Here is a 24,078-nt window from a genome sequence, read left to right as displayed (position 1 = left end):
GAGGATGGGGGCATGAGTGACAGGTTCGTGCGGCCGACCCGACTCGACACCGTCTTCAACGCGGCGGTGGCCGCGCTGACCCGTGCGGGGCTGCCCCTCGCGGGGAGCCGGGTGCTCGCCGTCCGGGGCCGTTCGTCGGGGGAGTGGCGCACCACGCCGGTGAACCCTCTCCGCGTCGCCGGCGACCGTTACCTCGTCGCTCCGCGCGGGACGACTCAGTGGGTGCGGAACCTCCGCGCGGCCGGAGGCGGTGAGCTGCGCGCGGGGCGGTCGGTCGAGGTCTTCCGGGCCGAGGAGGTGCCGGATGCCGAGAAGCCGCCCATCCTGCGCGCGTACCTGGTCGCGTGGGCGTGGGAGGTCGGCCGCTTCTTCGAGGGCGTCGACAAGAACTCGCCGGAGGAACGGCTGAGGGAGATCGCGCCCGGGTTCCCGGTTTTCCGGCTGCGCTCGGAGGGCCGTCGATGACCGGCTTCCCGGACGCGTGGTACCTGATCCTCTCGAGCCGATTGATCCCCGACCTCGACGGCGGGTACACGATCTCGACTCTCGCCCGCGCGCGGCAGATGGCGGATGCCGGTGCCCCGGCGCTGCTGCTGACGGTCGACCCGGGCGAGGGGGAGGCGCACGCCGAACACCGCGCGGAGTTCGTGCGGCGCGGGGCGGCAGCGGCATCCGAGGTCTTCCGGAATCTGTTCGACGAGGCCGTGAGCCCGGAAGGCGGAGCAGCCGACTGGCTGCGCGCGGCCGCTCGGCCCGGCGCGGCCGATCCGGCGCTGGAGTATCGGAGCGTCGCCGCCGGTGCGGTCGATCTGCCGAACGTCATCGATCCGCACTGGCACCTCTCGACCGCACCGATCGTCGTGCGAGATGCCGCGGGCGCCGCGGCGGGGGTCATCGACGGGTTCGGCGCGCTGTACCGCGCATGGCTCGCGCACGTGGTCTCCGGGCTGCGCGCGGAGGTCGACCGACCCATCGTGCTCGTCTGCGAGTCGCGACAGCTCGGCGAGCTGATCGTCGACTGGGTCGACCCCGACGTGCGGATCCTCCACACCGTCCACACGATCCACCTCGAGCCGCCCTTCACCGCCGACGCGCCGGTCAACGCGCTCTGGGAGAGATGGCTGGCGGCGGCTTCCCGCTTCGACGCGGTGCTCTGGCCGACCGCATGGCAGCACGACGACGTGCGGGCGCGCTTCGGCGACGGCCGGGTCGACGTCGTCGCGCCGCACGGCATCCCGGTGCCGGACGAGACCGAGTACGCGCCGGAGGGCCCCGCCGTGGTGCTCGGCAGACTCGCGCCTGGGAAGCGGGTGGACCACGCGATCCGGGCCTTCGCGCGGGTGGTCGCGGAGCTGCCGGCCGCCCGGTTGGAGGTGTGGGGAGCCGGCCCCGGGCGCGCGGCGCTCGAGGCGCTCGTGACCGATTTGGGGCTCAGCGAGTCGGTGTCGCTGCGCGGGCTGACGCTCGACCCCGGCGCCGTTCTCGACTCCGCGTCGGCGTATCTCACGACCTCCGCGTTCGAAGGACAGGGGCTCGCGCTCGCCGAGGCCCTCGCGCACGGCGTTCCCGTCGTGGCCTACGACATCCGCTACGGCCCGCGCGACATGCTCGCCGAGGGGGGCGGCATCCTGGTGCCCGACGGCGACGAGGACGCGCTCGCCGCAGCCCTGGTGCGGGTGCTGGGCGATGCGGCGTTGCGGCGGCGTCTCGCCCGCGAGGCTCGGGCGTCCGCTGCGGCCCTGAGTCCCGCGCGCGCGATGCAGACGCTCGCCGCCGCGGCCGCCGACGCGTTGTCTCGCCCGACGCGCCGGTAGGGCGAGCCGGCGCTCTCGCCCCGTTCGGTGTCCAAGACACGCCGTTGGCGGGCGACCCGAACGGCGTGTCTTGGACACTCGACCGGGGTGCGGTGCGTCAGCCGCGGCCAGCCCAGGGGTCGTAGTCGGCGATCAACGGCTCCTGCGGCGGGCGGGTGGCATCCGGGACGTGCTGCAGGTTGATGCGCACGCGGTACCAGAGCGAGCTCGAGCCGCGCATGCCGTCGAGCATCACGTCGGCGGGATGCAGCGCCGCCGCCGTTTCGGGATGCCGACCCTTCCACTGCTCGAGGGCGTCGAGCGCCTCGGGCTTTGTCTTCGTGCGGGCGACCTCGATGAGGGGCATCGTCGAGGCGCGGCGCCCCGAGCCGTCCGATCCGCGCGGCGGCTTCTCGGCGGGCCCCATCTGCTCGGCCAGGGCGAGGAGTCCGTCGAGCGAACCCGGGGCGGCGTCGATGCCCTCGTGCGGGTCGCCGGTCGCCGCGAAGCGCTCGGGCACCGTGAGCACCGTGAACTCCTCGGGGCGTCGTTCGCGGAGTTCCTCCCACGTGAGCGGCGTCGACACCCGCGCGTCGGGAAGCGGGCGGATCGAGTACGCGGATGCCACGGTGCGGTCCTTCGCGTTCTGGTTGAAGTCGACGAACACGCTTTCCCCGCGCTCCTCCTTCCACCAGCGCGCCGTCGCGAGACCGGGTGCGCGATTCTCGACCTCGCGGGCGAGGATCTCTGCCGCGCGGCGGACATCGGGGTACTCCCACTCCGGACGGATCCGAACGAGGATGTGCAGCCCTCGCGAGCCCGAGGTCTTCGGCCAGCCCACGAGGCCGTGGTCGTCGAGCACGTCCCGCGCGGTGAAGGCGACGTCGACGATCTGCGCCCAGTCGACCCCGGGCATGGGATCGAGGTCGATGCGGAGCTCGTCGGGATGGTCCAGGTCTTCGGCCCGCACCGGGTGGGGGTTCAGGTCGAGGCATCCGAGGTTCACGATCCAGGCGAGACCCGCCGCGTCGCGGATCACCGTCTCCTCGGCGGACGTCCCCGAGGCGTAGTGCAGGGTCGCCGTGTCGATGAAGTCGGGGTGGTTCTCGGGGACGCGCTTCTGGAAGAACGGCTCCTGGTCGAGACCCTTCGCGAACCGCTTCAGCACCATGGGCCGACCGCCCGCGCCGCGCAGGGCACCGTCGGCGACCGCGAGGTAGTACCGGACGAGGTCGAGCTTGGTCAGGCCCGGCTCGGGGAACACGACGCGGTCGGGACTCGTGACCCGGACCTCGTGCCCGGCGACGTCGAGGACCGTCGGGGGCGTCTTCGCGGGGCTCATGTCGCGAGGGTAGCCCCGTGGCATCCGGGGTGGGACTCCCTTGCGGACGCGGCAGATGCGGGTGCGGCGGCCGTGCCGGCGTCGAGTGTCCAAGACACGCGGGTGCGACAGCGGTGCGTCCGCGTGTTTTGGACACCGAAATGTGGGCTGAGGTCTCACGCCGTGCGGTTCCCACTTCAGTGGCCAAGACACGCGGATGCCATGGCGATGCGTCCGCGTGTCTTGGACACCGAACGACAGCGCAGGGCGGGGCAGGGCGGCGCCGGGGGCACTGAACCGGTTGGCCGGGGCGATGGAGACGCCCTAGAGCGGAACGACGAAGGGCCGCCCCGAACGGGACGGCCCTTCGTGCGAAACGGTGCGTCAGTTGTTGCCGCGCAGGATCGCGAGGATGCGCAGGATCTCGACGTACAGCCACACGACGGTGACCATGATGCCGAAGGCGCCGACCCAGCCGTAGACGCGCGGGGCGCCGTTGCGGACGCCGCGCTGGATCTGGTCGAAGTCGAGCACCAGCGAGTACGCGGCCATGATGACCACGAAGACGCCGATGATGACACCGAGCGGGATGCCGAAGAGCTTCACGTCGCTGAGCAGACCGAACGCGCCGCCGGCGAGCGGGACGTTGAAGAGCATCAGGCCGACGTTGATGAGGCTGAAGACGAGGTAGCCGACCATCGCGATCATGAAGATCTTGGTGGCGCGCTTGGAGGCGCGAATCTTGCCGCTGGCGAACAGGGCGAGGGTCACACCCACGACCGACAGGGTCGCGAGGGTGGCCTGCACGACGATGCCGGGGTAGATGAACTCGAAGAACGCCGAGATACCACCGATGAACAGACCCTCGAACGCCGCGTACGCGATGAAGATCGGGACCGACGGCTTCTTCTTGAACGTCGCGACCATCGCGAGGACGAAGCCGACGAGGCCACCGATGAGCATCGGGGCGATGTTCGGGCTGGGGTTCGCGACGGTGACGCTGCTCATCGTCCAGATCCAGCCGACGACGGCGGTGACGACGAGGACGGCGAACAGGCCGAGGGTCTTGAAGACGGTGTCTTCGACCGTCATGCGGTCGGTCTGCACCGCGCCCGCGGACGGGGCCGAATACATGCCCTCGATGTTCGCCGTCTCGGCGGCCGCAGCGGCGGCGGTCATCGACTGGGCCGGCGGGGGGCTGTAACGGGTCTGGGCTCCGCCACGAGGGTCCTGGAACGCCGGGTTGTTGAAGGCCGGGTTGTTGAGGGCCACAGGGACTCACACTCCAAATTGCTGATGATCACAGCACCGTGCTGTAGACCAACACTAGCTGAGGATGCCGCGAGAATCCCGGGACGGACTGGGATTCTGCTATGAGCGAGCGGCGTCCGTCGGCTCGCCGGATAGCCTGGGCCGGTGCCAGTCGAGCGCCCCCTGATCATCGGTCACCGAGGTGCTCCCGGGTATCTCCCCGAGCACTCCCGTTCGTCGTACGAGCGGGCGATCGCCGCGGGGGTCGATGCCGTCGAGCCCGACGTCGTGCCCACGAAGGACGGGGTGCTCGTCGTCCGCCACGAGAACGAGATCGGCTCCACGACCGACGTGTCGACGCGCGCGGAGTTCGCCGCGCGCCGTCGGACCGGCGTCGTCGACGGCGACCGGCTCGAGGGGTGGTTCACCGAGGACTTCACCTGGTCGGAGGTCGAATCGCTCCGCTGCCGCGAGCGGATTCCCACGCTGCGGCCCGGGAGCGCGGAGCACGACGACGTCGACCCGGTGCTGAGCCTCCGCGACGTGCTCGACCTCGCGAGGGCGGGGGGCGTCGGCGTGGTGCTGGAGATCAAGCACGCGGCCTTCTTCGCCCGCGCCGGGTTCGACATGGCGGAGCTCGTCGAACGGGAGCTCCGGGATGCCGCCTGGTGGGACGACCCCGCCCTGGTCATCGAGTCGTTCGAGCCGCTCGTCCTGCAGCGGCTGCGGGAGCGTGGCATCCGGGCTCCGCTGGTGCAACTGATCGAGGCGAGCGGGGCACCGTGGGACCTGAGGGAGCGCGATGGTGCCCGAGCGGCGTCGTACGCGTCGATGCTCACCCCGGCCGGCCTGGACGCGCTCGCCGAGGCGGTCGACGGCATCAGCCCCGACAAGCGGCTGATCCTCGCCCCCGACCGGCTGGGCAGGGTGCGGGGCCCCGCGCCGTTCGTCGCGGACGCGCAGAGGCGCGGGCTGCGGGTGTTCACGTGGACGTGCCGCCCCGAGAATCCGTTCCTGCTGCCGGGCTTCCGACGCGGCGGCGCGTCGGCTGCGTTCGGTGACTACGAGCGGGAGTGGTCCGTGCTGCGCGAGGCGGCGCTCGACGGCATCTTCGTCGACCACCCCGACCTGGGCGTGGCGTTCTTCCGGGCGTAGGCGCAAGCCCCGGTCGGCACTCCGACCCGGCGGTGAGGATGACGGGATGACGGTGGACGTGACAGTGGTGGGTGGCGGGATCTCGGGGCTGGCGTGCGCACGGGCGGTGCGGGATGCCGGGGGCTCGGTCCGCGTGATCGACCGCGGGCGCAGGCCGGGCGGGCGGCTGTCGAGCCGGACGATCGACGGACGCGCGGTCGACCTCGGGGCGTCGTATTTCGTCGTGGGCGGCGACGAGCGGTTCGCGCGGGTGGCGGCGGACTGGGAGGCCCGCGGGGTCGCGCGAGGGTGGACCGACACGTTCTCGGCGATCGACGCGGACGGGTCGGTCACCCGCAAGACCGGACCTCTGCGATGGGCGGCGCCGGGCGGCTCGCGCGCACTCGTGCTCGATCTCACCGACGACGTTGATGTGGAGTCGGGCCGCGAGGTCGCCCACGCGGCACCCTTCCGCGTGGACGGGCTGGATGCCGGCGAGGTGGTGCTCGCGATGCCCGAACCGCAGGCGCGGCGCCTGACGGATGGCATCCCGGTCGCGCCCCAGGAGTGGGAGCCGGTGATCGCGGTCGTGCTGCGGTGGGACGAGCGCCGCTGGCCCGCCGACCTGCACGGCGCGTTCGTCAACGGCGACCCCGAGGTCGCGTTCCTCGCGGACGACGGCGACCGTCGCGGGGACGGCGCCCCGGTGCTCGTGGTGCATACGACGGGCGCCGCGGCGCGGCGGTATCTCGACGACCCGGATGCCGCGATTCCGCCGGTCGCCGCGGCGACGCGGCGTCTGCTGGGCATCGACGGCGAGCCGGTCTCGGCCGTCGCCCACCGCTGGACCTTCGCGCGCCCCACCCGGACGACCGGCGAGCCGTTCTTCCGCTCGCCCGGGCTGTCGCTCTGCGGCGACGCGTGGGGAGAGTCGGCCGCCGTCCGAACGGCATGGGCGTCGGGCGACGCGCTCGGCCGCGCGCTCGCGGCATCCTGAGGCGCCAGAACCTCTCCGCCTCATCGGCATAAACGCGATTCCCACGCATAAACGCGCTGCCAACGCGTTTATGCGCGTGGATCGCGTTTATGCGTGGTGTGGGACGGCGGGTCGGTGCGCCGCGACCGGCTCGGGGCGCTGCGTTCCGGAACGACGCGCTCGGCCGCGCGCTCGCGGCATCCTGAGGCGACGCCCCGAACCACAGGGCATGCCGGCATGCGCCCGTAGGGTGGGGGCATGGACGCAGGGGGCGCGGGCATCGAAGCAGTGCAAGTGAAACGGGCGTTCGGCGCCGTGACGGCGGTGGCGGACGTGACGTTCACCGCCGAGCCGGGGCGGGTGACGGGGCTCGTCGGACCCAACGGATCGGGCAAGACGACGCTGCTGCTCATGCTGGCGTCGCTGCTCCGGCCGGACGGCGGCGAGGTGCGCATCGGCGGGGTCGATCCCGTGGCCGATCCGGCCGGCGCACGCCGCCTGCTTGGCTGGATGCCGGACTCGCTGGGCGCATGGCCCACTTTGACCGCGCGTGAGGTGCTGATCGCCACGGCCCAGCTCTACGACCTGTCTCGCGCCGACGCGCGGGTGCGGGCCGACCGGCTGCTCGAGCTCGTGGACCTCGTTCCCCTCAGCGGTTCCGCCGCGCGTGTGCTCTCCCGCGGTCAGAAGCAACGGTTGGCGCTGGCGCGCGCCCTCGTCCACGAGCCGCAAGTGCTGCTGCTCGACGAGCCGGCGTCCGGACTCGATCCGCAGGCACGCATCGACCTGCGCGTGCTGCTCCGGCGACTCTCCGACGAGGGACGCACGATCCTGATCTCGAGTCACGTGCTGTCCGAGCTCGAGGAGGTCGTCGACGACGCGGTGTTCCTGCTCGACGGGCGGACCGTCGGGCGCGACCGCGTGGCCGCGGCGACCACCCGCCTCCGCGTGTGGCGCGTGCGACTGGCGGCCGACGCGTCTCGGAGCACGGCCTCGGACCGCGACGCCGTCGCGGCCGCCCTCGGGCGCACGCCGGACGACGTGGGTGTCGACCGCCGCGACCTGCTCGTGTCGTTCGCCGACGAGTCGGCGGCGGTGGCGGGTCTGCGGGCGCTCGTGGGAGCCGGCATCCCGGTCGTCGAATACGCCCCCGCGGTGGGCGATCTCGAACACGCCTTCCTCGATCTGCGAAGAGGCGCCGCGGCCGAGGGGAGCCCCGAATGAACGCCCGCCGCCTCGGAACCGTCATCGGTATCGACCTGCGTCAGCGCGTGCGGTCGGTGGGCTGGTACGTGCTGCTCGGGATCTTCGCGGTGATCCTGCTCGCACTGCTCACCCTGTCGTTCTCGTCGTTCTCGCTCAGCACCGGCGGCAACGGCTGGTTCTACTCGCTCGTCATCATGTTCGTGCTGCTGCTCGTTCTGCTGGTGTCGCCGACGCTGAGCGGCAGCGCCGTCAACGGCGATCGGGATGCCGCGACCCTCGCGCCCGTGCAGGTGACTCTGGTCACGACGACGGAGATCGTGCTCGGGAAGTTCCTCGCGGCATGGATCTCCGGGCTCGCGTTCCTCGTCGTCGCGCTGCCGTTCCTCGTGGTGGCGACGTTCGTCGGAGAGCTCAACCCCGCGGTGATCGCCTCGTCGCTCGGCATCCTGGTGCTCGAAGTCGGCGTCGTGGCGGCGATCGGGGTCGGTGTGAGCGCGATCGTGGCGCGGCCGGTCTTCTCGGTCGCCACGACGTACCTGCTGGTGGCGGCGCTGACCCTGGGGACGCTGATCGCCTTCGGTCTCGGAGGGACCGCGCTGCGGACCGAGCAGACGATCACCACGCGCGACCTCGACTGGAACGCGGTTCCCGCGGGGTGCGACCCGTACATGGAGAACGACGCGACCGAGTGTCCGCGACCAGACGAGATCGGGTGCACCACCTCTACCTACACGACCGAGGTGCCCCGGTTCGACCGCGTGTGGGGCGTGCTCGCGGCCAACCCGTTCGTCATCCTCGCGGACGCGACGCCGCCGACGTACGACCAGTACGGCAACCCCTCCGACCTGTTCTCGCAGATCGCGACCGGCGTGCGTCTGGCCCAGATCCCGCCCGAGACGGCGCAGTCCTACGACTACTGCGCCAACGGGTCGCTCGAGGGCCGGTCGACAGAGGACCAGATCGCGGGAACCGTACCGAGCTGGTTCGTCGGGCTGTTCCTGCAGCTGGTCCTCGCCGCCGGCCTGCTCGCGTGGGGCATCGCCCGCACGCGGACGCCGGCGCGTCGGCTGCCGCCGGGGACGCGGATCGCCTGAGTCGCCTCAGCGGTGGCGCGTCCGAGGGGCGACCGCGTCAGGCGTGTCCGTCGGCGGCCGGGAAGCCCGGGTCGTCGGCGTCGCGGAGCGTGTCTCCGGTGTGGTCGTCGAGGTCGACGTTCTCCTCGGCCTGGGCTGCGTCCTCGCGGACGTCGTCGGTGACGGCATCCGTGGGGGCGGCGCTGTCGGCGCGGGCGTCGTCGGAGTGACGGGAGGGCAGATCAGGTGTGCTCATGCCGCCCACGGTGCCCCATGGGCGGGGGACCGGCGAGCGGCTTGACACGACGGGGGTCCTAGTCCGTGGCATCCGGGATCGTCAGGTCGACCGTCGGCCAGACCGGGAGCGGGTCCGCGAACGCGACCCACGCCTGGGGGCCGGCCGCGAGCTCATCGTCGGTGAGCGCGGCGCGGTCGAGCAGGTGCCGCAGCCGCGGCGCGGAGAGGTCGAGCCCGGTGAACGCGATCTCCTGCCCGAGGCCCATACGACCGTCGTCGGTGCCGATCGGTTCGATCCACATCGCCGACCCCACGTGCTCCCAGCGGGCCAGGATGCCGGGTCGCGACGCCACGCGACAGAACCCGGCCGAGCGGACGAGCCGGCCCGCGGCACCGTCGTCCAGCCGGTCGAGCGCGGCCTGCAAGCGCGCCGGGTGGAACGGGCGCACCTGGTCGTAGCGCAGCGTGCTCACGCGGTTGTCGCGCATGAAAGGGTCGTGCTCGTCGTTGAGCGCGCGGACCCACCCGGCCCGCTCGAGCACCTCGGTCTCGTGCGCGCGCGGGACACCGGCCGACAGATCGGCGAGCGGATCGCGCGTGAGGCGGAGCGTCGCGCCCGGGTTGAGGTGCGACGCGAGCGCCATCTGCACCGCGAGGGCGGCGGTGGGCACCGCCTCCCAGTTGACCCACACGATCCGGGTGGCGATCTCCAGTGCCAAGGCTGCCTGTCGGGCACGGGCGCCGACGTCGCCGCGCGAGTCGCCCGGCGCGGTGGACGCCTCGAGCGGAGCGTCGTCGAGAAGGTCGCCGATCATGTGCCGCGCATCGACGACGCACACCGCCTCGACGTCGACCCCGCCCCGCGCGGCGACCGCGTGAAGCAGGTCGACGTCGGTGCCGAGGTCGACCACGGTGTGTGCGTCGGTGGCCCGGGGCCGCGGGTGGGGGAGCGCGGGCGCGGAGCTCCGGGTGGCCACGTGCAACGGGCGGTCCAGTGCGACGGCGAGGCGTTCGGCGTAGGCCCGCCGTTCGGGCGCGCACACGCCCATCGTCACGATCGTCATCTCCACGGCATCCGCCCTTCGTTTGTCGGGAATCGGGGGACAGCCTATCTTGTTATTGAGAACGGTTATCAACAGGAGGATGCCATGAAGGTCCGCAACTCGCTCAAGTCGCTGAAGAACCAGCCCGGCGCGCAGGTGGTCCGCCGCCGCGGGCGCGTGTTCGTGATCAACAAGCTGAACCCGCGGTGGAAGGGCCGGCAGGGATAACGCGAACGAGAACCGTTCCCGATTGTGTAGACACATTGCAATTCGTTTATGCGTCTGATGTTCTTGAGGCGTGGACAAGATCGCCGGGCTCTCCGAGGCCGCTGAGCTGTTCAGGGTCCTCGGCAACGAATCCCGCCTCGCGCTGGTGTGGTTGCTGAGCCGCGAACCGCTCACCGTCGGCGCGCTCGCCGACGGGGCCGGGCTGTCGCAGCCGTTGGTGTCGCAACACCTCCGCACGCTGCGCCAGGCCGGGCTCGTGACCTCGGAGCGTGAGGGCAAAGAAATCCGATACGCCCTCGCCGACCAGCACGTCGCCCACGTCGTGCTCGATGCGATCGCCCACGTCCAAGAACCGAACGAGCAGGGGAACGAGCAATGAGCACCACCGAAACGCACGCGGAGCACTCCGTCGACGAGCACGCCCACGGCGAAGACTGCGGTCACCAGAAGATCGAGCACGGCGACCACGTGGACTACGTGCACGGCACGCACCACCACGCGCTCCACGGTGACCACTACGACGAGCACGAGTCGAAGGCCGAGCACGGCGTCGACGACCACGCCCACGGTGACGCGTGCGGCCACGAGGCCGTCGCGCACGACGACCACGTGGACTACGTCCACGACGGCCACCGCCACGCGGCGCACGCCGACCACTACGACGAGCACTGATACTCGTCGCGCCTCTCGAGACTTCGACGGTCCGCGCCTCCATCGGAGGAGCGGACCGTCGTCATGTGTGCCCGAGTCGTGCGATGAGTCGTACCAACGTCGGCAGCCCGCGTGACGTGGCGGCCGCACCGCTGAGGCGTTCGATGACGGGCGTCGCGTTCGACTCGCGCTCGCGTTCGTTGAGCGTCACCGTCCAGCCGTCCGCGCTTTCGAGCAGCGTGCACCGGCGCCGGGCGGCCTCATCCTGCGCTCGCGGGCCGAGGGTGATGGGACCGCCCGCGTGCAGGGTCAGCTCGCGGCGTGCGGCATCGGGGGCCGGCGCGTGGTCGGTGACGATGGCCCGCACTTCGCCCAGCGTCAGAGTGAAGATCTCGCGCTCCACGCCCGCTCGCGCGGCCAGGACGAGGGCGGCGTCCTGAGCGCGCTCGGCGTCGCCCGCGAACACCACGGTGCCGTTGCTCTGGAAGGGCGCGGGGTCGTGGCATCCCGCTTCCACGAAGGCCGCGACGAGGTCGGCGGTCGTGACGTGCCCGCGCTGACCCTGGTTGAGATTCCGGACGAAGGCGACGTGGCGCATGGGGGGAGGGTAGCGCGGGGCGAGGTGTCGGGCTCGGCTCATCGACGGCGCATAGGCGCGCTTCGTGGGGGGTTTAGAAGCTCCTGGTGTCATCGGCGGCATGATGCGACGAAAGAGGATTGCGACCGCCGCGCTGGGATCGGTCGCCGTGGTGGTCCTGGTGGCGGGCTGCAGCTCCGCGGTCTCGACCGATGCGGCGACGAGCGTCCCGACGGATGCCTCGTCGGAGGCATCGACGAGCGCGGTCGTCTCGGGACAGGGGTTCTGGGATCAATCCGTCGTGCATTCCCTCTCGATCTCGTACGAACAAGACGATTACGACGCGCTCATCGCGGCGTACATCGACACCGGGGAGAAGGAGTGGATCGAGGCGACCGTCGTCATCGACGGTGCCACCTTCGAGAACGTCGGGCTGAAGCTGAAAGGCAACTCGTCCTTGAAGGGGCTCTCCACCGACGCGGACGCGGAGCTCAGTTCCGAGAACCCCGAGGATCTGCCCTGGATCATCGACCTCGACAAGTTCGTGGATGGACAGGAGTACGAGGGGTCGGTCGAATTCGTCATCCGTGGGAACAGCTCCGAGACCTCGCTCAATGAGGCGGTCGCACTGGATCTCCTGGAAGCCTCGGGCCTCGCGTCCGAGCAGGCGGTGGCGACCCGGGTGGAGGTGAACGGGGCCGAGGCGCTGCGCCTCGTCGTCGAGAACCCCGACGATTCGTGGGTGGAGCGCGCCCTCACCGGATCGACCGCGCTGTACAAGGCCGAGACCGGCGGCGACTACTCCTATCGCGGTGACGATCCCGAGTCGTACACGGACGTCTTCGACCAGGAGGCGGGAGAGGACGACCTGACTCCTCTGATCGACTTCCTCCAGTTCGTCAACGAGTCGGACGACGCGACGTTCGAGGCGGAACTCGGACAGCACCTCGACGTCACCTCGTTCGCGACCTACCTCGCCTTCCAGGAACTCGTCGACAACTTCGACGACATCGATGGCCCCGGAAACAACTCCTATCTCTCGTACGACGCGAGCACCGGCCTCATGACGGTGGTCTCGTGGGACCTCAACCTCGCTTTCGGCGCGTCACCCGGCGGCGGTGGGCAGGGGCAGGGCCGAGGCCAGGGGCAGGCGCAAGGACAGGCACAGGGGGGAGGCGGTGGCGGTCGGGGAGGCGGGAGCAACGTGCTCTCCGAGCGGTTCCTGGCGAACGCGACCTTCACGGCGCTGTACCAATGCGAACTCGACCGGTTGACGCAGGAGCTCTACATGTCGGGGCTGGCGCAGAACGTGCTCGACTCATGGACGCAGACGCTCGAGGAAGGTGCGTCGGATCTCGTCTCGTCGGACGTGGTGAGCTCGGAGGCGAGCTCGGTCGCGCAGTACTTCAGCGAGTAGCGGGCTTTACCTGGCCGGTCGGGGTAGGAGCGGACGCTCCCTCAGGCAACGCCGGGTGTACGTTGCGGAGATGGAGCCGATCCGTGTGGGTCTCGTTGCGGATCCGGCCTCGCCCACTGAAGTCGCTCGCCGAATGACCGACCTCGTCCCGCCGGCGGGAGCTGACGTGCAGGTCTGGGATATCGAGATCATGAGCGAACCCTTCACCCTGGGGTCTGAGGACGTCGACGTCGCCTTGGCGCGACTGCGGGCACATGCCGAGCAAAAGGCGTGGGACCTCGTCATCGGTGTGACCGAACTGCCGTTGCGTGACGTGGACGGCCGCTACTTGCTGGCCGCGATCGACCCCCGGCGTCAGTCCGCGGTGCTTTCCCTCCCCGCTCTCGGCGGCTTCCGGGTGGGCACGCGTGCCCGCCATGCCGTCCGAGGACTCGTCAGTGGCATGGCGGAGCCGATGATGCCTGAAGAGCAGCGTCTGCCCCTCCCCGGGGTCAGCGCCCGGGGGCGGGTGCTCCTGGGCATGGTGCTGGCGAACCGTCCGTGGCTGCTGGCAGCAGGGCTCAAATCCGCACTCGTCGCGGCATTGGCAACCGGAGCGGTCGCAACGATCGAGCCGACGGTGTGGCTGCTCGCCGCGTCACTGTCGGGGTGGCGTCTCGCGGTGGCGACCATCGTGTCCATCGCGATCGTGATCACATGGATCGTGATCGACGGAGAACTCTGGGACCGTCCCGAAGACGATTCAGCGCAGGCTCGGGAAAGATCTCGTCTCTACAACACCTCGACTCTGCTGACTCTCACCGTCGGAGTCGTCATCTGCTATCTCGGCCTCTACGTCGTGAATTTGGCCTGGGCACTGTTCGTCCTCGACCCGACGGTCATGGGCGATTCGCTCGGCGCATCATTCGGCTACGGCGATCTGTTCGTGCTCACCTGGTTCGTCGCGTCGGTGGCGACCATCGGCGGGGCGCTCGGAACGGGCTTGGAATCGGACGACGCGATCCGAGCGGCCGCGTACTCGAAGCGTGAAGAGGATCGTCGAGCGCGGATGGCTGGTGACTTGACATAGGGGGCCGCATCCCGCCGTAATTGGCGCCGCTGGCGCCCGGCGGATGGAGAAGTGGACGCGACGGCGGGAGTCGAACCCGCCACGCCTTCGGTTATGAGCCGAGGCCCGGGACCGCCCGGATCGCCGCGATGTGCCCCCACGCTAACCCGGCCCCACGGCATCGCCAACGGGCGTTTCGTCCCGTGACGGGATGTGTCGTCACGGGACGCGCCGACCCTCCAGGATCATCCGCGTCGAGTGCTCCAGATGCGCGCGGACCGCGTGCTCGGGGTCGGCCAGCGCCGCCTCGACGTAGGCGCGGTGCTCGGTCGTCAACGCGCCGGCGCTGTACGCCGGGCGGACGTGCGTGAGCAGCAGGTGCATCTCGGAATCGAGACGCCGGTACTCCTCGGCGATGCGGGGGGAGTCGGCGGCATCCACGAGGGCCCGGTGCACTCGCGCGTGCGCGTCGAGCGTCGCGGGCCAGTCCCCGGATGCCTCGGCCGCAGCGAGCGCGTCGAGGGCGGTGTCGGCGTCGGCGGGGCGGATGCCACGGTCTCGGACGATCCGCAGGGCTTCGGTCTCGAGCGCGCACCGCAGCTGCTGCAGGGCGACGAGGGCCGCGTCGTCGAGGAGCGACACCCGGACGCCGCGGTACGGCTCCGCGGTGACGAGCCGCTCAGCGGTGAGGGTCGCGAGGGCCGTCCGCGCGGTGTGACGCGAAACGCCGTGGGTCGCGCTCAGCTCCTCCTCTCGGAGCGGTGTGCCCGGGGCGAGCTCGCCCGACAGGATGCCGTCGCGCAGCGCGCCCGCGACGATGTCCGCCGTGCGCGGGCCGGGGCCGGGGGGAGTGCCCGCGCCACCTCGCGGTGAGGGCGGGAGCATCGGAGGATCACGCCGGGGCCGTGGCATCCGGAACCTTCTCACGTCGACGGGACGGAGCCGACACGACGGCGAGCCCGACCGCGATGAGCGCGAGGCCGATCGCGCTCACGGCGGTGAGGTTCTCGTGGAGCACGAGGAGCCCGAGGATCGTCGCCCCCAAAGGCTCGGCGAGTGTCAGTGTGGACACGGTCACGGCGGTCAGCCGCGCCAGACCCCACCCGAACAGCAGGTAGGCGACGGCGGTGGTGACGATGCCGAGCCAGAGTGCGAGCGCGAGGCCGTTCGGGGTGAGGAGCCACGACGTTCCGGCCGCGAGCAGCACGGGGACGCTCGCGACGGCCGCGGTACCGAAGACGGTTCCCATGACGCGCGTGGAGTCCCACCCCCTCTCGATCAGCGCCTTTCCGCACACCGTATAGAGGGCGTACGACATCCCGGCGCCCGCGGAGGCGAGGAGTCCGCCGGGGGCCAGGGCGACAGCGCCGCCGGTCACCCCCGACACCAGGACGACGCCGGCGAGGGCGACGGCGGTGGCGAGCATCCACCGGGCCGACGGCAGGCGGCGCGAGCGGACGGCATCCACGATCCCCGTCGCGATGGGGGCGGAGCCGAGAGCGACGACCGTGCCGATGGCGACGCCGTTCTCGCGGGTGCCGAGGAAGAACAACGGCTGGTAGGCCAGCACTCCCGCGGCGCCGACGGCGATGAGCACCGCCGTCGGACCCTTCGCCGTGCGGGCGCTCGGGCGCGGGCGTCTCCGCAGCAGGGCGATGATCCCGAGGATGCCGCCGCCCACCACGATGCGCGCGGCGCCGACGGCCAGGGGAGAGGCGTCGACGCCGGCGAGCGCCTGCGCCGTGCCGGTCGTGGCGAAGCAGAGCGCGGCGGCGAGGACCGCGAGGGCGGGAAGCATGGAAGGATTGTTACACAATCCGGCGTTACGCGTCAGTCCTGGCGCAGAGCCTGCACCATCGAGCGCAACGCCGCCCGTGCCGCCGCCTGCTCGGCATCCGTCATTCCGCCCAGCATGCGGCGTTCGACCGACCGCACGGCGGCGCTCGCCTCCGCGAGGTCGCGGCGCCCCTTCTCGGTGAGGCGGGTCGGGAGGGTTTTGCCCGAGGGTGCCGTCGCCGGGCGCTCCACCACGCCATCGCGCTCGAGGGATTGCAGAAGGACGTTCATCGACTGACGGGTGACGAACGCGCCGCGAGCGAGATCGGAGTTCGACGAACCGGGGCGTTGGGCGAGGAGCTCGAGGCAGGAGTAGTGCGTGATCGTCATGCCCAGTGGGCGGAGGACGTCTTCCATCGCGGCCCGCAGGGCGCTCGCCGCCTCCTTCAAGAGATAGCCGAGCGAGCTGTCCAGGTTGATCACCTCTTGCGCCATGTCAGTATTCTGACATACGCTTCGTGTCAGAAAACTGACACGAAAGAAGGAACCCATGCCCGTCACCGGCCCCGACTTCCTCTCCCTGCAGGTGCGCGACCTCGATGCCTCCCGCGCGTTCTACGAGCAGTACCTGGGTCTCGTGCGCTCGCCCGCGGGGCCGCCGCACGCGGTGGTGTTCGATACCGCCCCGATCGCGTTCGCCCTTCGCGACCTCGTTCCCGGCACCGACCTCGCCGCCGTCGCGCAGCCGGGTGTCGGCGTCGCGGTGTGGCTCCACGCCACCGACGCCCAGGCGATCCACGATGCGCTCGTCGACGGCGGCCACCGCATCGTCGCCGCACCCGTCGACGGTCCGTTCGGCCGCACATTCGCCTTCGCCGACCCCGACGGCTATCACGTCACGCTTCACGACCGCGCGTGACGCCGGGCCCGGTGCCGCGGGCGGCGGAAGCGCCCCGCAACGGCGGGTAACGTGGGTGCATGGCGACGACGGCGGGACGAGGCATCCTGGCCCTGGGGACCGTCGCTGTGCTCCTCATCATCGGTGTCGTGCTGGCACTGCTGGTCGATCCGTTCACCCGGATGCCGATCGAGGTCGACGGTGCGACCGAGTGGGTCGCCCGCGTGTTGCTGGTCCTCGCGGTGGCGTGGGTCGTGATCGGCATGCTCGCGGCTCGGACGCGACTGGTCGGACGGCCCGGGGCCGCCGCCGCCCGCGCGACGTGGATCGCGTCGACCCGTCCCTGGCGTGCCCGCGAGTCGACGCTGGGCGTCCTTCCGCTCGACCGCTGGTTCATGATCCTCATCCCCGGTGTCCTGCTCGTGGCGACGCGCATCACCCAGGCGCGCGGCGACGGGGTCGGAAGCGTCGTGCTCGCCGTCGCGGGGTGGCTCGTGTTCGCCCTCGCCGTCCGGCTGCTTCTGGGAACGCGCTCGCCGTGGCCGGTCATCGCCGCGGTCGGCGGCGCCCTCGTGCTGCGCTGCATCGTGACCCTGGCCGCGCTCTCGTTCTCGGGACCGGAGGGCGTGTGGCCCACGCTCTGGAGCATCGGCACGGTTCGGGTGCTCTACCTCGCGATCGTGCTCGGCCTCGTCGGCTGGGTGTTCGTCGTCGCCGGGTGGTCGCTCGAGCCGCAGCTGGGTCGGCGCCGCGCGGCGGGAGTCGCCCTCGCGGGGGTGGGGGCCGTGTTCGCGTTGCCCACGGCGACCGCCGCGGTGATCGGTGCGACCGAGGCTCTCCGCGGGTGGAACAGTCAGATCGGGGTGCTGCCGTGGCACCTCGCTCGGATGACGGGTCTGTACGACACGCGATTCCCCACCGAGGCCCTCGTCGTCGCCGCGGTCGTCGCGGCGCTCATGACCATCGCCGGTATCGTCCTCGCTCTGCCCCTTAGGGCGGAGGAGCGGCGGCGGCGCGTCTCGTCGTCCTGAGGGTCAGCCCGCGAGCGTCCGGTCGAACGGGCCGCCGCGACGGATGTCGCGGACCTCTTTGCCGAGCGGCATCAGCGACACCGGCACGAGCTTGAAGTTCGCGATCCCGAGCGGGATGCCGATGATCGTGATGCACAGCAGAAGTCCGGTGACGATGTGCTCGAGGGCGAGCCACCACCCGGCGAGGATGACCCACACGACGTTCCCGAGGAAGGATCCGACGCCCGCGGTGGGCTTCGCGACGATCTCGCGTCCGAACGGCCACAGCGCGTAGAAACCGATCCGGAACGACGCGATGCCCCACGGGATCGTGAGGATCAGGATGCAGAGCACGATCCCGGCTGCGAGGTAGCCGAGGAACAGCCAGAACCCCGAGAGGACGAGCCACAGGATGTTGAGGATCAGGCGCATGCTCTCATTCTCTCGTGCTCATCGGCGCATCTCCGGATGCCGATGATCGGTGTCGGACCGACTGTTCACCTCCTGCACACCGTCTAGGACGTTCCGGTCCACCCGTGCGTGGTGCAGTGACAGGACCCGATCCCCGAGGAGTGTCATGTCGACCCTGCGTCGTGCCCTCGCGGCCGCGGCGGCGAGCGCCGTCTGCGCCGCCACCGTCGTCGCTCTGCCCCTGCCGTCGCTCGCCGCCGAGCCCGGTGGCATCCACATCAGTGAAGTCGAGTCCAGCGGCGGTACTCCCGGCGACTGGGTGGAGTTCATCAACACGTCATCGTCGCCGATCTCGCTCGCCGGCTACACCTTCAAGGACTCCGACGACACGCACGCGTTCGTCTTCGGCGCCGACGCGTCGGTTCCGGCCGGGGGCGTCTACGTCATCGACGAGAAGGGCGGTGTCGGCAACTTCGACTTCGGCCTCGGCGCCAACGACTCCGCCCGACTGTTCGACGCGAGCGGCGCGCTCGTCGACTCGCGCTCGTGGACGGCGCACGCGGCGACCACCTACGGCTACAACCCGGGCGGCTCACCCGAGTGGACCGAGACCGCCGAGCCCACCAAGGGCGCCGCGAACACCTTCGGAACGTCGACGCCCTCGCCGAGCCCGTCGCCGACGTCGACCCCGACGTCCGGCCCCGCGCCGACTTCGGACGTCGTCGTCAACGAGATCGTCTACGACGCGGTCTCGGGCGTGGCGTCCGACAGCATCGAGCTGTACAACTCCAGCTCCTCCCCGGTCGACATCGGCGGATGGAAGGTCAGCGACGAGAAGCGCAGCGAGTTCGGCACGATCGCCGCGGGGACGGTGCTGGCGCCGAACGCCTTCCTCGTGCTGGTCAACGGGACCGACTTCTCCTTCGGCCTCGGCAAGGGTGACGAGGTCGTGCTCTACGACGCGGCCGGTACCGTCGTCGACTCGTACGCGTACACCAACACCGCCGCCCTGGCGACCTGGGCCCGCTGCCCCGACGGAACCGGTGCCTGGGCGCCGGCCACCGAGGTGACGCTGGGATCGTCGAACGTCTGCGCCGCACCGACCGTTCCCGCGAGCGTCCGGCTCAACGAGGTCGACTCGCAGCCGGCGGACTGGGTCGAGCTGTACAACCCCGGCGGCACGGCGTTCGACCTCACGGGGTACGAGCTGCGCGACAACTCCGACGACCACCGTTGGACCTTCCTCCCCGGTACCACGCTCTCCGCGGGCGGATTCCTCGTCGTCGACGAGGCCACTGAGGGCCTCGTCGGGGGAGTGCGCACCGCCTTCCGCGACCCGATCGGGATCGGCAGCGCCGACCGCATCCGGCTCTTCGACCCGACCGGCGCCCTCGTCGACGACACGCTGCCCTGGCAGGGCCACGCCGCGATCGACGGCGACGCCGCCGCGGCGACACTCGCCCGCTGCCCCGACGGCGTGGGCGCGTTCGTGCTCGCGCGTCCGACTCCGGGCGCGGCGAACGAGTGCGTCCTCCCCGACGTCGTGATCAACGAGGTCGAGTCCAACGGCGACGCGACGGACTGGGTCGAGATCGTCAACAACGAGTCCGCTCCCGTCGACATCTCGGGCTGGACCCTCGTCGACAACGACCCCGTCGGACACGTGGCCGACACGACCCCGGTGCCCGCCGGCACCGTGCTCGCCCCGGGGGGACGCTTCGTCTTCGACGGTGGCATCCACTTCTCGTTCGGCCTCGGCGGTGCCGACACGGCGACGATCCGGAACGCGTCGGGCCTCACCGTCGTCGAGTACTCGTGGACCGCTCACGCGCAGGGTGTCTACGCGCGCTGCCCCGACGGCGTGGGCGAACTGCGCGACGTCGCCCTGTCGACCAAGGGATTCCCCAACGCCTGCGGCAGCCCCGTTCGCATCAACGAGGTCGAGTCCGACGGCGGATCGTCCGACGACTGGATCGAGCTGGTGAACCCGACCGGCTCGGCGGTGGATGCCGCGGGCCTCGTGCTGAAGGACGACGACGACACGCACGTCTACACGCTCCCCGCGGGCTCCACGCTGGCCGCCCACGGCTACATCGTGGTGGAGCGGGCCGACCTCGGTTTCGGGCTCGGCGGGGCGGACACCGTGCGCCTGTTCGAGGGCGACACGCTCATCGACTCCACGTCCTGGACGGCGCACGCCGCGACCACGTGGGGCCGCTGCCCCGACACCACGGGCGTCTTCGCGGTGACGTTCGCCGTGACCAAGGGCGCCGCCAACGTCTGCGAGGCCCCGGCGGTCGAGTGGCCCGGTGCGCCCGAGACGCGCGTGGTCGACACGGCCCCCACCTTCCTCTCGGACAGCTCGGGCCTGGACAGCCAGGTGACGGCGGACGGCACGTTCCTCTGGGCGGTCGACAACGGCACCGGGACCTTCTGGAAGCTCGCCGTCGCGGCGGACGGTTCGGCCACCCCCGTCGCGGGATGGGAGAACGGCAGGCGCGCTCGCTTCCCGAAGGATGCCGGCAACGCCGGGGCGGCGGGGCCGGATGCCGAGGGCATCACGGTCGCCGGTGACGGCTTCGTGTACCTCGCGACCGAGCGCGACAACAGCGCGAAGGGCGTGAACCGCAACACCGTGCTCAAGGTCGACCCGAACGCGCCCGGACCCGACGTCGTCGCCAGCCAGGAGTGGGACCTCACGGCATCCCTCCCGGCGGTGGCCGCCAACGTCGGGCTCGAGGCCGTCGAGTGGATCTCGGATGCCGACCTGGAGACGACGCTCGTCGACCGGAACACCGGCGCGCTCTACGACCCCGCGCGTTACCCCGGACACGGCGACGGGCTGTTCTTCACGGCGATGGAGGACAACGGCCACGTGTACGCCTTCGCGTTGAACGCCGACGGCACGCACGTGCTCGTCGCCGAGATCGTGCCCGGCCTCCCGGCCGTCATGGCCCTGGACTGGGACACGGCTCTCGGGGTGCTGTGGGCGATGTGCGACGACGGATGCCACGGCGACGGGGTCCAGGTGACGCTCAACGGCACGGACACGCCGGGTCTCGTGCGCGTCTCGCGCCCGGCGGGCCTGCCCGACACCAACAACGAGGGCTTCGCCACGCTGCCGGTGGCTCTCGGTGAAGCATCCACGCGATCCGCGTGGTGGTTCACCGACGGTGTCGCGCAGGGGGCGCTCCGCGTGGGTTCGCTGCCCGCCGTCGCGGGCCCGGTGGACCCGACACCCGAGCCCACTCCCACCCCCGAGCCGACTCCGGACTCCACCCCGACGCCGGAGACGACCGCGACCGCGCAGCCGTCGGAGACGTCGTCGGCCGCTCCCTCGGCGTCGTCGTCGCCCGCTGCCTCGACCGGGCAGAAGGCGGACGCGCTGGCGTCGACCGGCGCGGTCACGGCGGTCTGGGCGGCCGTGGCGGGTGGCATCCTGCTGGTGGCCGGGATCGTCCTGGTGGCCGTGCGTCGTCGGCGCGCCGGCGTCTGACCTCCGGGTGCGGTGCCGTCCTTGCGGCGGCACCGCACCGGGGCGGGGTGTCGGAGCCCCCGCCTAGACTTGTCATCGACATGACCGACGCCTCCACCCCCCTCATCGTCGGCGGCTCCGCCCCGGCGGACGCCCGCCCCGACGCCGACCTGCTCGAAGGGTTGAACGGGCCGCAACGCGAGGCCGTGACCTACCGCGGGCAGGCGCTGCTCATCGTGGCGGGAGCCGGGTCGGGCAAGACCAGCGTGCTGACGCGCCGCATCGCTTCGCTGCTGCGGACGCGCGAGGCGTACCCGAGTCAGATCCTCGCGATCACCTTCACCAACAAGGCCGCGGGTGAAATGCGTGAGCGCGTGCACAGCCTCATCGGTCAGCGGGCCGACGGCATGTGGATCTCGACCTTCCACTCGGCGTGTGTGCGCATCCTGCGGCGCGAGGCGCAGCAGTTCGGCTTCACGAAGGCATTCACGATCTACGACTCGGGAGACTCCCGCGCGCTCATCAAACGCCTCGTCAAAGAGCACGAGGGCGATGCGTTCGGTCTCACCCCCGCCGGCACGCAGAGTCGCATCTCGAAGCTGAAGAACGAGTTGGCGGATGCCGAGTCCTACGCGCGGTCCGCCAACATGAGCGACCCGGCAGAGCGCGTGTTCGTCGAGATCTTCGGCTCGTACCAGCGCGAGCTGCAGCGGGCCAACGCCTTCGACTTCGACGATCTCATCGCCCAGACCGTCTATCTCTTCCGCGCGTTCCCGCAGGTGGCCGACGTCTACCGCAAGCGGTTCCGGCACATCCTGGTCGACGAGTACCAGGACACCAACCACGCCCAGTACGCGCTCATCCACGAGCTGACCCGTCCGCCCGGCAGCGACGCCGAACCGATGTCGGCCGGCGGCGGGATGATGATCTTCGACGCCGAGCCGGAGGCGGAGAGCGGGGCGTCGCTCACCGTGGTCGGTGACTCCGATCAGTCGATCTATGCCTTCCGCGGCGCCGACATCCGCAACATCAGCGAGTTCGAACGCGACTACCCCGGAGCCAAGGTCGTGCTCCTCGAGCAGAACTACCGCTCCACACAGAACATCCTCTCGGCGGCCAACGCGGTCATCTCGAACAACTTCGACCGCAAAGACAAGAAGCTGTGGACCGACGTCGGAGCCGGCGATCCGATCATCGGGTTCACCGGGTACTCGCAGCACGACGAGGCGCAGTTCGTGGCCGACGAGATCGAGTCGCTGCACCGCAAGGGCGTCGACTACTCCCAGATGGCGGTGTTCTACCGCACCAACTCGCAGTCCCGTGCGCTGGAAGAGATCTTCATCCGCTCCGCCGTGCCCTACAAGATCATGGGCGGCACGAAGTTCTACGAGCGCGCCGAGATCAAGGACGCCCTGGCCTACCTCGTGGCGGTCGCCAACCCGGCCGACTCGATGGCACTGCGGCGCATCCTCAACCGCCCGCGCCGCGGCATCGGCGACGTGACCGAGACGGCGATCGCCCGCTACGCGGCCGAGCACGACATCACGTTCCGCGACGCCCTCGCCAACTCGGCCCAGCTCGGTGTCGGTCCGAAGCTGCAGAAGGCGATCGATCAGCTCGACGCGGTGCTGAGCGAGGCCACGGCCGTGATGCTCCCGGCATCCGGTGAGCTCGCCCCCTCCACCTCCGTGACCGAGGGGCTCACGCTGCTGCTCAACAAGAGCGGATACTTCGACGCGCTGCGCGCCAGCAAAGACCCGCAAGACGAAGCCCGCCTCGAGAACCTCGACGAGCTCGTCGCGGTGACCCGCGAGTTCGCGCGCAACAACCCCGAGGGCACGATCATCGACTTCCTCACCGAGGTGACGCTCGTGGCGGATGCCGACGACCTCGACGACGCATCCGGCTCGGTCTCGCTCATGACCCTGCACACCGCGAAGGGCCTCGAGTACGACGCGGTCTTCCTCACGGGCGTCGAGGAAGACCTGCTCCCGCACCGCATCTCGGCGAACGAGCCGGGCGGACCGCAGGAGGAGCGACGCCTGTTCTACGTGGGCATCACCCGCGCCCGCAAGCGCCTGCACGTCTCGCTCGCGATGACCCGCGCTCAGTTCGGCGAGGTCACGGTCGCGATGCCCAGCCGGTTCCTGCAGGAGATCCCCGCCGATCTCATCGACTGGCGCCAGTCGCCCGGAGACGTCAACGGCCGCGGGGGGATGCAGTCGCGCGCGCTGAACGCTCGCGGGCGGCGCCCCGGCCAGACCACGGGCGGCAGCCGCTACGGCGACGACCTCGTGCCCCTGCCGAAGCGGGCCCCCGCCGACCCGAGCAAGTTCCCGAACCGCATTCCGGCGAAGGTCCGCGACAACGGCGACATGGAGCTGGCCGCCGGCGATCGCATCCGTCACGACGACTTCGGAGAAGGACGCGTGGATGCCATCACCGGTGAGGGCGCGAAGAGGGTGGCGCACGTGCGCTTCGACACCGTCGGCGCGAAGAAGCTCCTCGTCAAGATCGCGCCGATCTCGAAGGTCTGAGGCCTCCGGCGACACG

At 70.9% G+C, this 24,078-nt stretch carries 24 protein-coding genes and 1 tRNA gene; 15 read left to right on the top strand and 10 right to left on the bottom strand.

What is annotated here, in order from left to right; all coding sequences use genetic code 11:
- The first annotated feature begins 12 nt into the window (after nt 1-12).
- Complete coding sequence (locus CSIV_RS06560; RefSeq protein WP_077050581.1) at nt 13-465, top strand: nitroreductase family deazaflavin-dependent oxidoreductase; 453 nt, start codon at nt 13-15, stop codon at nt 463-465.
- On the top strand, nt 462-1,814 hold the full coding sequence (locus tag CSIV_RS06555) for a glycosyltransferase (RefSeq protein ID WP_077050580.1): 1,353 nt from the start codon (nt 462-464) through the stop codon (nt 1,812-1,814). Before CSIV_RS06560 ends, CSIV_RS06555 begins: the two co-directional genes overlap by 4 nt.
- A gap of 97 nt (nt 1,815-1,911) precedes the next feature.
- Here CSIV_RS06555 and ligD read toward each other — a convergent pair whose 3' ends face one another.
- A complete protein-coding gene (gene ligD / locus CSIV_RS06550) occupies nt 1,912-3,135 on the bottom strand; it encodes a non-homologous end-joining DNA ligase (RefSeq protein WP_077050579.1) in 1,224 nt (407 codons plus the stop codon).
- Between the two features lie 363 nt (nt 3,136-3,498).
- Nucleotides 3,499-4,386: a Bax inhibitor-1/YccA family protein gene (locus CSIV_RS06545; protein WP_077050578.1), complete on the bottom strand. Its 888-nt coding sequence runs from the start codon at nt 4,384-4,386 to the stop codon at nt 3,499-3,501.
- A 144-nt stretch (nt 4,387-4,530) separates the two neighbouring features.
- Here CSIV_RS06545 and CSIV_RS06540 point away from each other — a divergent pair, with 144 nt between their 5' ends.
- From CSIV_RS06540 to CSIV_RS06525, 4 genes are all read left to right on the top strand, one after another.
- Nucleotides 4,531-5,520, top strand: a complete 990-nt coding sequence (locus tag CSIV_RS06540) for a glycerophosphodiester phosphodiesterase family protein (protein WP_077050577.1) — start codon at nt 4,531-4,533, stop codon at nt 5,518-5,520.
- 46 nt (nt 5,521-5,566) lie between these two features.
- Nucleotides 5,567-6,496, top strand: a complete 930-nt coding sequence (locus tag CSIV_RS06535) for an NAD(P)/FAD-dependent oxidoreductase (RefSeq protein WP_077050576.1) — start codon at nt 5,567-5,569, stop codon at nt 6,494-6,496.
- A 237-nt stretch (nt 6,497-6,733) separates the two neighbouring features.
- Nucleotides 6,734-7,699 carry an ABC transporter ATP-binding protein gene (locus tag CSIV_RS06530; RefSeq protein ID WP_077050575.1) on the top strand — a complete coding sequence of 322 codons (966 nt, stop codon included), beginning with the start codon at nt 6,734-6,736 and terminating at the stop codon, nt 7,697-7,699.
- Nucleotides 7,696-8,775, top strand: coding sequence for an ABC transporter permease (locus CSIV_RS06525; protein WP_077050574.1), 1,080 nt, complete (start codon nt 7,696-7,698; stop codon nt 8,773-8,775). Before CSIV_RS06530 ends, CSIV_RS06525 begins: the two co-directional genes overlap by 4 nt.
- 37 nt (nt 8,776-8,812) lie before the next feature.
- Here the strand turns inward: CSIV_RS06525 and CSIV_RS06520 are convergent, their stop codons facing one another.
- Both CSIV_RS06520 and CSIV_RS06515 read right to left on the bottom strand, forming a co-directional pair.
- Nucleotides 8,813-9,010, bottom strand: coding sequence for a hypothetical protein (locus CSIV_RS06520; RefSeq protein ID WP_077050573.1), 198 nt, complete (start codon nt 9,008-9,010; stop codon nt 8,813-8,815).
- Nucleotides 9,011-9,068: 58 nt separating this feature from the next.
- Nucleotides 9,069-10,055, bottom strand: coding sequence for a GTP-binding protein (locus CSIV_RS06515; RefSeq protein WP_077050659.1), 987 nt, complete (start codon nt 10,053-10,055; stop codon nt 9,069-9,071).
- A gap of 84 nt (nt 10,056-10,139) precedes the next feature.
- Here CSIV_RS06515 and ykgO point away from each other — a divergent pair, with 84 nt between their 5' ends.
- From ykgO to CSIV_RS06500, 3 genes are all read left to right on the top strand, one after another.
- The gene (ykgO, locus tag CSIV_RS06510; RefSeq protein ID WP_077050572.1) at nt 10,140-10,262 is read left to right on the top strand and encodes a type B 50S ribosomal protein L36; all 123 of its coding nucleotides are present in this window, start codon (nt 10,140-10,142) and stop codon (nt 10,260-10,262) included.
- Nucleotides 10,263-10,332: 70 nt separating this feature from the next.
- Nucleotides 10,333-10,641, top strand: coding sequence for an ArsR/SmtB family transcription factor (locus CSIV_RS06505; RefSeq protein ID WP_077050571.1), 309 nt, complete (start codon nt 10,333-10,335; stop codon nt 10,639-10,641).
- A complete protein-coding gene (locus tag CSIV_RS06500) occupies nt 10,638-10,934 on the top strand; it encodes a hypothetical protein (protein ID WP_077050570.1) in 297 nt (98 codons plus the stop codon). Before CSIV_RS06505 ends, CSIV_RS06500 begins: the two co-directional genes overlap by 4 nt.
- A 61-nt stretch (nt 10,935-10,995) precedes the next feature.
- Here the strand turns inward: CSIV_RS06500 and CSIV_RS06495 are convergent, their stop codons facing one another.
- A complete protein-coding gene (locus CSIV_RS06495; protein ID WP_077050569.1) occupies nt 10,996-11,511 on the bottom strand; it encodes a DUF1697 domain-containing protein in 516 nt (171 codons plus the stop codon).
- 64 nt (nt 11,512-11,575) lie between these two features.
- Between CSIV_RS06495 and CSIV_RS06490 the strand changes: the two genes are divergently transcribed.
- Both CSIV_RS06490 and CSIV_RS06485 read left to right on the top strand, forming a co-directional pair.
- Entirely contained in the window at nt 11,576-12,907 is a 1,332-nt protein-coding gene (locus CSIV_RS06490; protein WP_238592341.1) for a CotH kinase family protein, read from the top strand.
- A gap of 133 nt (nt 12,908-13,040) precedes the next feature.
- Nucleotides 13,041-13,976 carry a hypothetical protein gene (locus CSIV_RS06485; RefSeq protein ID WP_202969668.1) on the top strand — a complete coding sequence of 312 codons (936 nt, stop codon included), beginning with the start codon at nt 13,041-13,043 and terminating at the stop codon, nt 13,974-13,976.
- 52 nt (nt 13,977-14,028) lie between these two features.
- Here the strand turns inward: CSIV_RS06485 and CSIV_RS18325 are convergent.
- The 4 genes from CSIV_RS18325 to CSIV_RS06470 form a co-directional block, all read right to left on the bottom strand.
- Nucleotides 14,029-14,104: transfer RNA gene (locus CSIV_RS18325), tRNA-Met, on the bottom strand.
- A 70-nt stretch (nt 14,105-14,174) separates the two neighbouring features.
- Nucleotides 14,175-14,840: a GntR family transcriptional regulator gene (locus CSIV_RS06480; RefSeq protein ID WP_077050567.1), complete on the bottom strand. Its 666-nt coding sequence runs from the start codon at nt 14,838-14,840 to the stop codon at nt 14,175-14,177.
- A gap of 7 nt (nt 14,841-14,847) precedes the next feature.
- Nucleotides 14,848-15,753, bottom strand: coding sequence for a DMT family transporter (locus tag CSIV_RS06475; protein WP_077050566.1), 906 nt, complete (start codon nt 15,751-15,753; stop codon nt 14,848-14,850).
- A 32-nt stretch (nt 15,754-15,785) separates the two neighbouring features.
- The gene (locus CSIV_RS06470; RefSeq protein ID WP_077050565.1) at nt 15,786-16,226 is read right to left on the bottom strand and encodes a MarR family winged helix-turn-helix transcriptional regulator; all 441 of its coding nucleotides are present in this window, start codon (nt 16,224-16,226) and stop codon (nt 15,786-15,788) included.
- 55 nt (nt 16,227-16,281) lie between these two features.
- Between CSIV_RS06470 and CSIV_RS06465 the strand changes: the two genes are divergently transcribed.
- Both CSIV_RS06465 and CSIV_RS06460 read left to right on the top strand, forming a co-directional pair.
- Entirely contained in the window at nt 16,282-16,650 is a 369-nt protein-coding gene (locus CSIV_RS06465; RefSeq protein ID WP_077050564.1) for a VOC family protein, read from the top strand.
- 59 nt (nt 16,651-16,709) lie between these two features.
- The gene (locus CSIV_RS06460) at nt 16,710-17,660 is read left to right on the top strand and encodes a hypothetical protein (RefSeq protein WP_077050563.1); all 951 of its coding nucleotides are present in this window, start codon (nt 16,710-16,712) and stop codon (nt 17,658-17,660) included.
- Between the two features lie 3 nt (nt 17,661-17,663).
- Here the strand turns inward: CSIV_RS06460 and CSIV_RS06455 are convergent, their stop codons facing one another.
- Nucleotides 17,664-18,071 carry a YccF domain-containing protein gene (locus CSIV_RS06455; RefSeq protein ID WP_077050562.1) on the bottom strand — a complete coding sequence of 136 codons (408 nt, stop codon included), beginning with the start codon at nt 18,069-18,071 and terminating at the stop codon, nt 17,664-17,666.
- A gap of 145 nt (nt 18,072-18,216) precedes the next feature.
- Between CSIV_RS06455 and CSIV_RS06450 the strand changes: the two genes are divergently transcribed.
- Both CSIV_RS06450 and CSIV_RS06445 read left to right on the top strand, forming a co-directional pair.
- Nucleotides 18,217-21,546 (top strand): lamin tail domain-containing protein, encoded by a 3,330-nt coding sequence (locus tag CSIV_RS06450; RefSeq protein ID WP_077050561.1) that lies wholly within the window; start codon nt 18,217-18,219, stop codon nt 21,544-21,546.
- A gap of 80 nt (nt 21,547-21,626) precedes the next feature.
- Entirely contained in the window at nt 21,627-24,062 is a 2,436-nt protein-coding gene (locus CSIV_RS06445) for an ATP-dependent helicase (RefSeq protein WP_077050560.1), read from the top strand.
- Nucleotides 24,063-24,078: the final 16 nt, after the last annotated feature.

It is taken from the genome of Microbacterium sp. CSI-V (assembly GCF_001984105.1).
In the GTDB taxonomy this organism is placed as follows: Bacteria; Actinomycetota; Actinomycetes; order Actinomycetales; family Microbacteriaceae; genus Microbacterium.
The sequence above is the reverse complement of the archived record's forward strand: the minus strand, read 5'-3'. Positions and strand labels throughout refer to the sequence as shown.

Excerpts from the sequence above, each read along its gene's own strand:
- CSIV_RS06560 (WP_077050581.1), top strand. The coding sequence starts at position 13 with ATGAGTGACAGGTTCGTGCGGCCGACCCGACTCGACACCGTCTTCAAC.
- CSIV_RS06555 (WP_077050580.1), top strand. The coding sequence starts at position 462 with ATGACCGGCTTCCCGGACGCGTGGTACCTGATCCTCTCGAGCCGATTG.
- ligD (WP_077050579.1), bottom strand. The coding sequence starts at position 3,135 with ATGAGCCCCGCGAAGACGCCCCCGACGGTCCTCGACGTCGCCGGGCAC.
- CSIV_RS06535 (WP_077050576.1), top strand. The coding sequence starts at position 5,567 with ATGACGGTGGACGTGACAGTGGTGGGTGGCGGGATCTCGGGGCTGGCG.
- CSIV_RS06530 (WP_077050575.1), top strand. The coding sequence starts at position 6,734 with ATGGACGCAGGGGGCGCGGGCATCGAAGCAGTGCAAGTGAAACGGGCG.
- CSIV_RS06525 (WP_077050574.1), top strand. The coding sequence starts at position 7,696 with ATGAACGCCCGCCGCCTCGGAACCGTCATCGGTATCGACCTGCGTCAG.
- CSIV_RS06520 (WP_077050573.1), bottom strand. The coding sequence starts at position 9,010 with ATGAGCACACCTGATCTGCCCTCCCGTCACTCCGACGACGCCCGCGCC.
- CSIV_RS06515 (WP_077050659.1), bottom strand. The coding sequence starts at position 10,055 with ATGACGATCGTGACGATGGGCGTGTGCGCGCCCGAACGGCGGGCCTAC.
- ykgO (WP_077050572.1), top strand. The coding sequence starts at position 10,140 with ATGAAGGTCCGCAACTCGCTCAAGTCGCTGAAGAACCAGCCCGGCGCG.
- CSIV_RS06500 (WP_077050570.1), top strand. The coding sequence starts at position 10,638 with ATGAGCACCACCGAAACGCACGCGGAGCACTCCGTCGACGAGCACGCC.
- CSIV_RS06495 (WP_077050569.1), bottom strand. The coding sequence starts at position 11,511 with ATGCGCCACGTCGCCTTCGTCCGGAATCTCAACCAGGGTCAGCGCGGG.
- CSIV_RS06485 (WP_202969668.1), top strand. The coding sequence starts at position 13,041 with ATGACCGACCTCGTCCCGCCGGCGGGAGCTGACGTGCAGGTCTGGGAT.
- CSIV_RS06480 (WP_077050567.1), bottom strand. The coding sequence starts at position 14,840 with ATGCTCCCGCCCTCACCGCGAGGTGGCGCGGGCACTCCCCCCGGCCCC.
- CSIV_RS06475 (WP_077050566.1), bottom strand. The coding sequence starts at position 15,753 with ATGCTTCCCGCCCTCGCGGTCCTCGCCGCCGCGCTCTGCTTCGCCACG.
- CSIV_RS06470 (WP_077050565.1), bottom strand. The coding sequence starts at position 16,226 with ATGGCGCAAGAGGTGATCAACCTGGACAGCTCGCTCGGCTATCTCTTG.
- CSIV_RS06465 (WP_077050564.1), top strand. The coding sequence starts at position 16,282 with ATGCCCGTCACCGGCCCCGACTTCCTCTCCCTGCAGGTGCGCGACCTC.
- CSIV_RS06460 (WP_077050563.1), top strand. The coding sequence starts at position 16,710 with ATGGCGACGACGGCGGGACGAGGCATCCTGGCCCTGGGGACCGTCGCT.
- CSIV_RS06455 (WP_077050562.1), bottom strand. The coding sequence starts at position 18,071 with ATGCGCCTGATCCTCAACATCCTGTGGCTCGTCCTCTCGGGGTTCTGG.
- CSIV_RS06450 (WP_077050561.1), top strand. The coding sequence starts at position 18,217 with ATGTCGACCCTGCGTCGTGCCCTCGCGGCCGCGGCGGCGAGCGCCGTC.
- CSIV_RS06445 (WP_077050560.1), top strand. The coding sequence starts at position 21,627 with ATGACCGACGCCTCCACCCCCCTCATCGTCGGCGGCTCCGCCCCGGCG.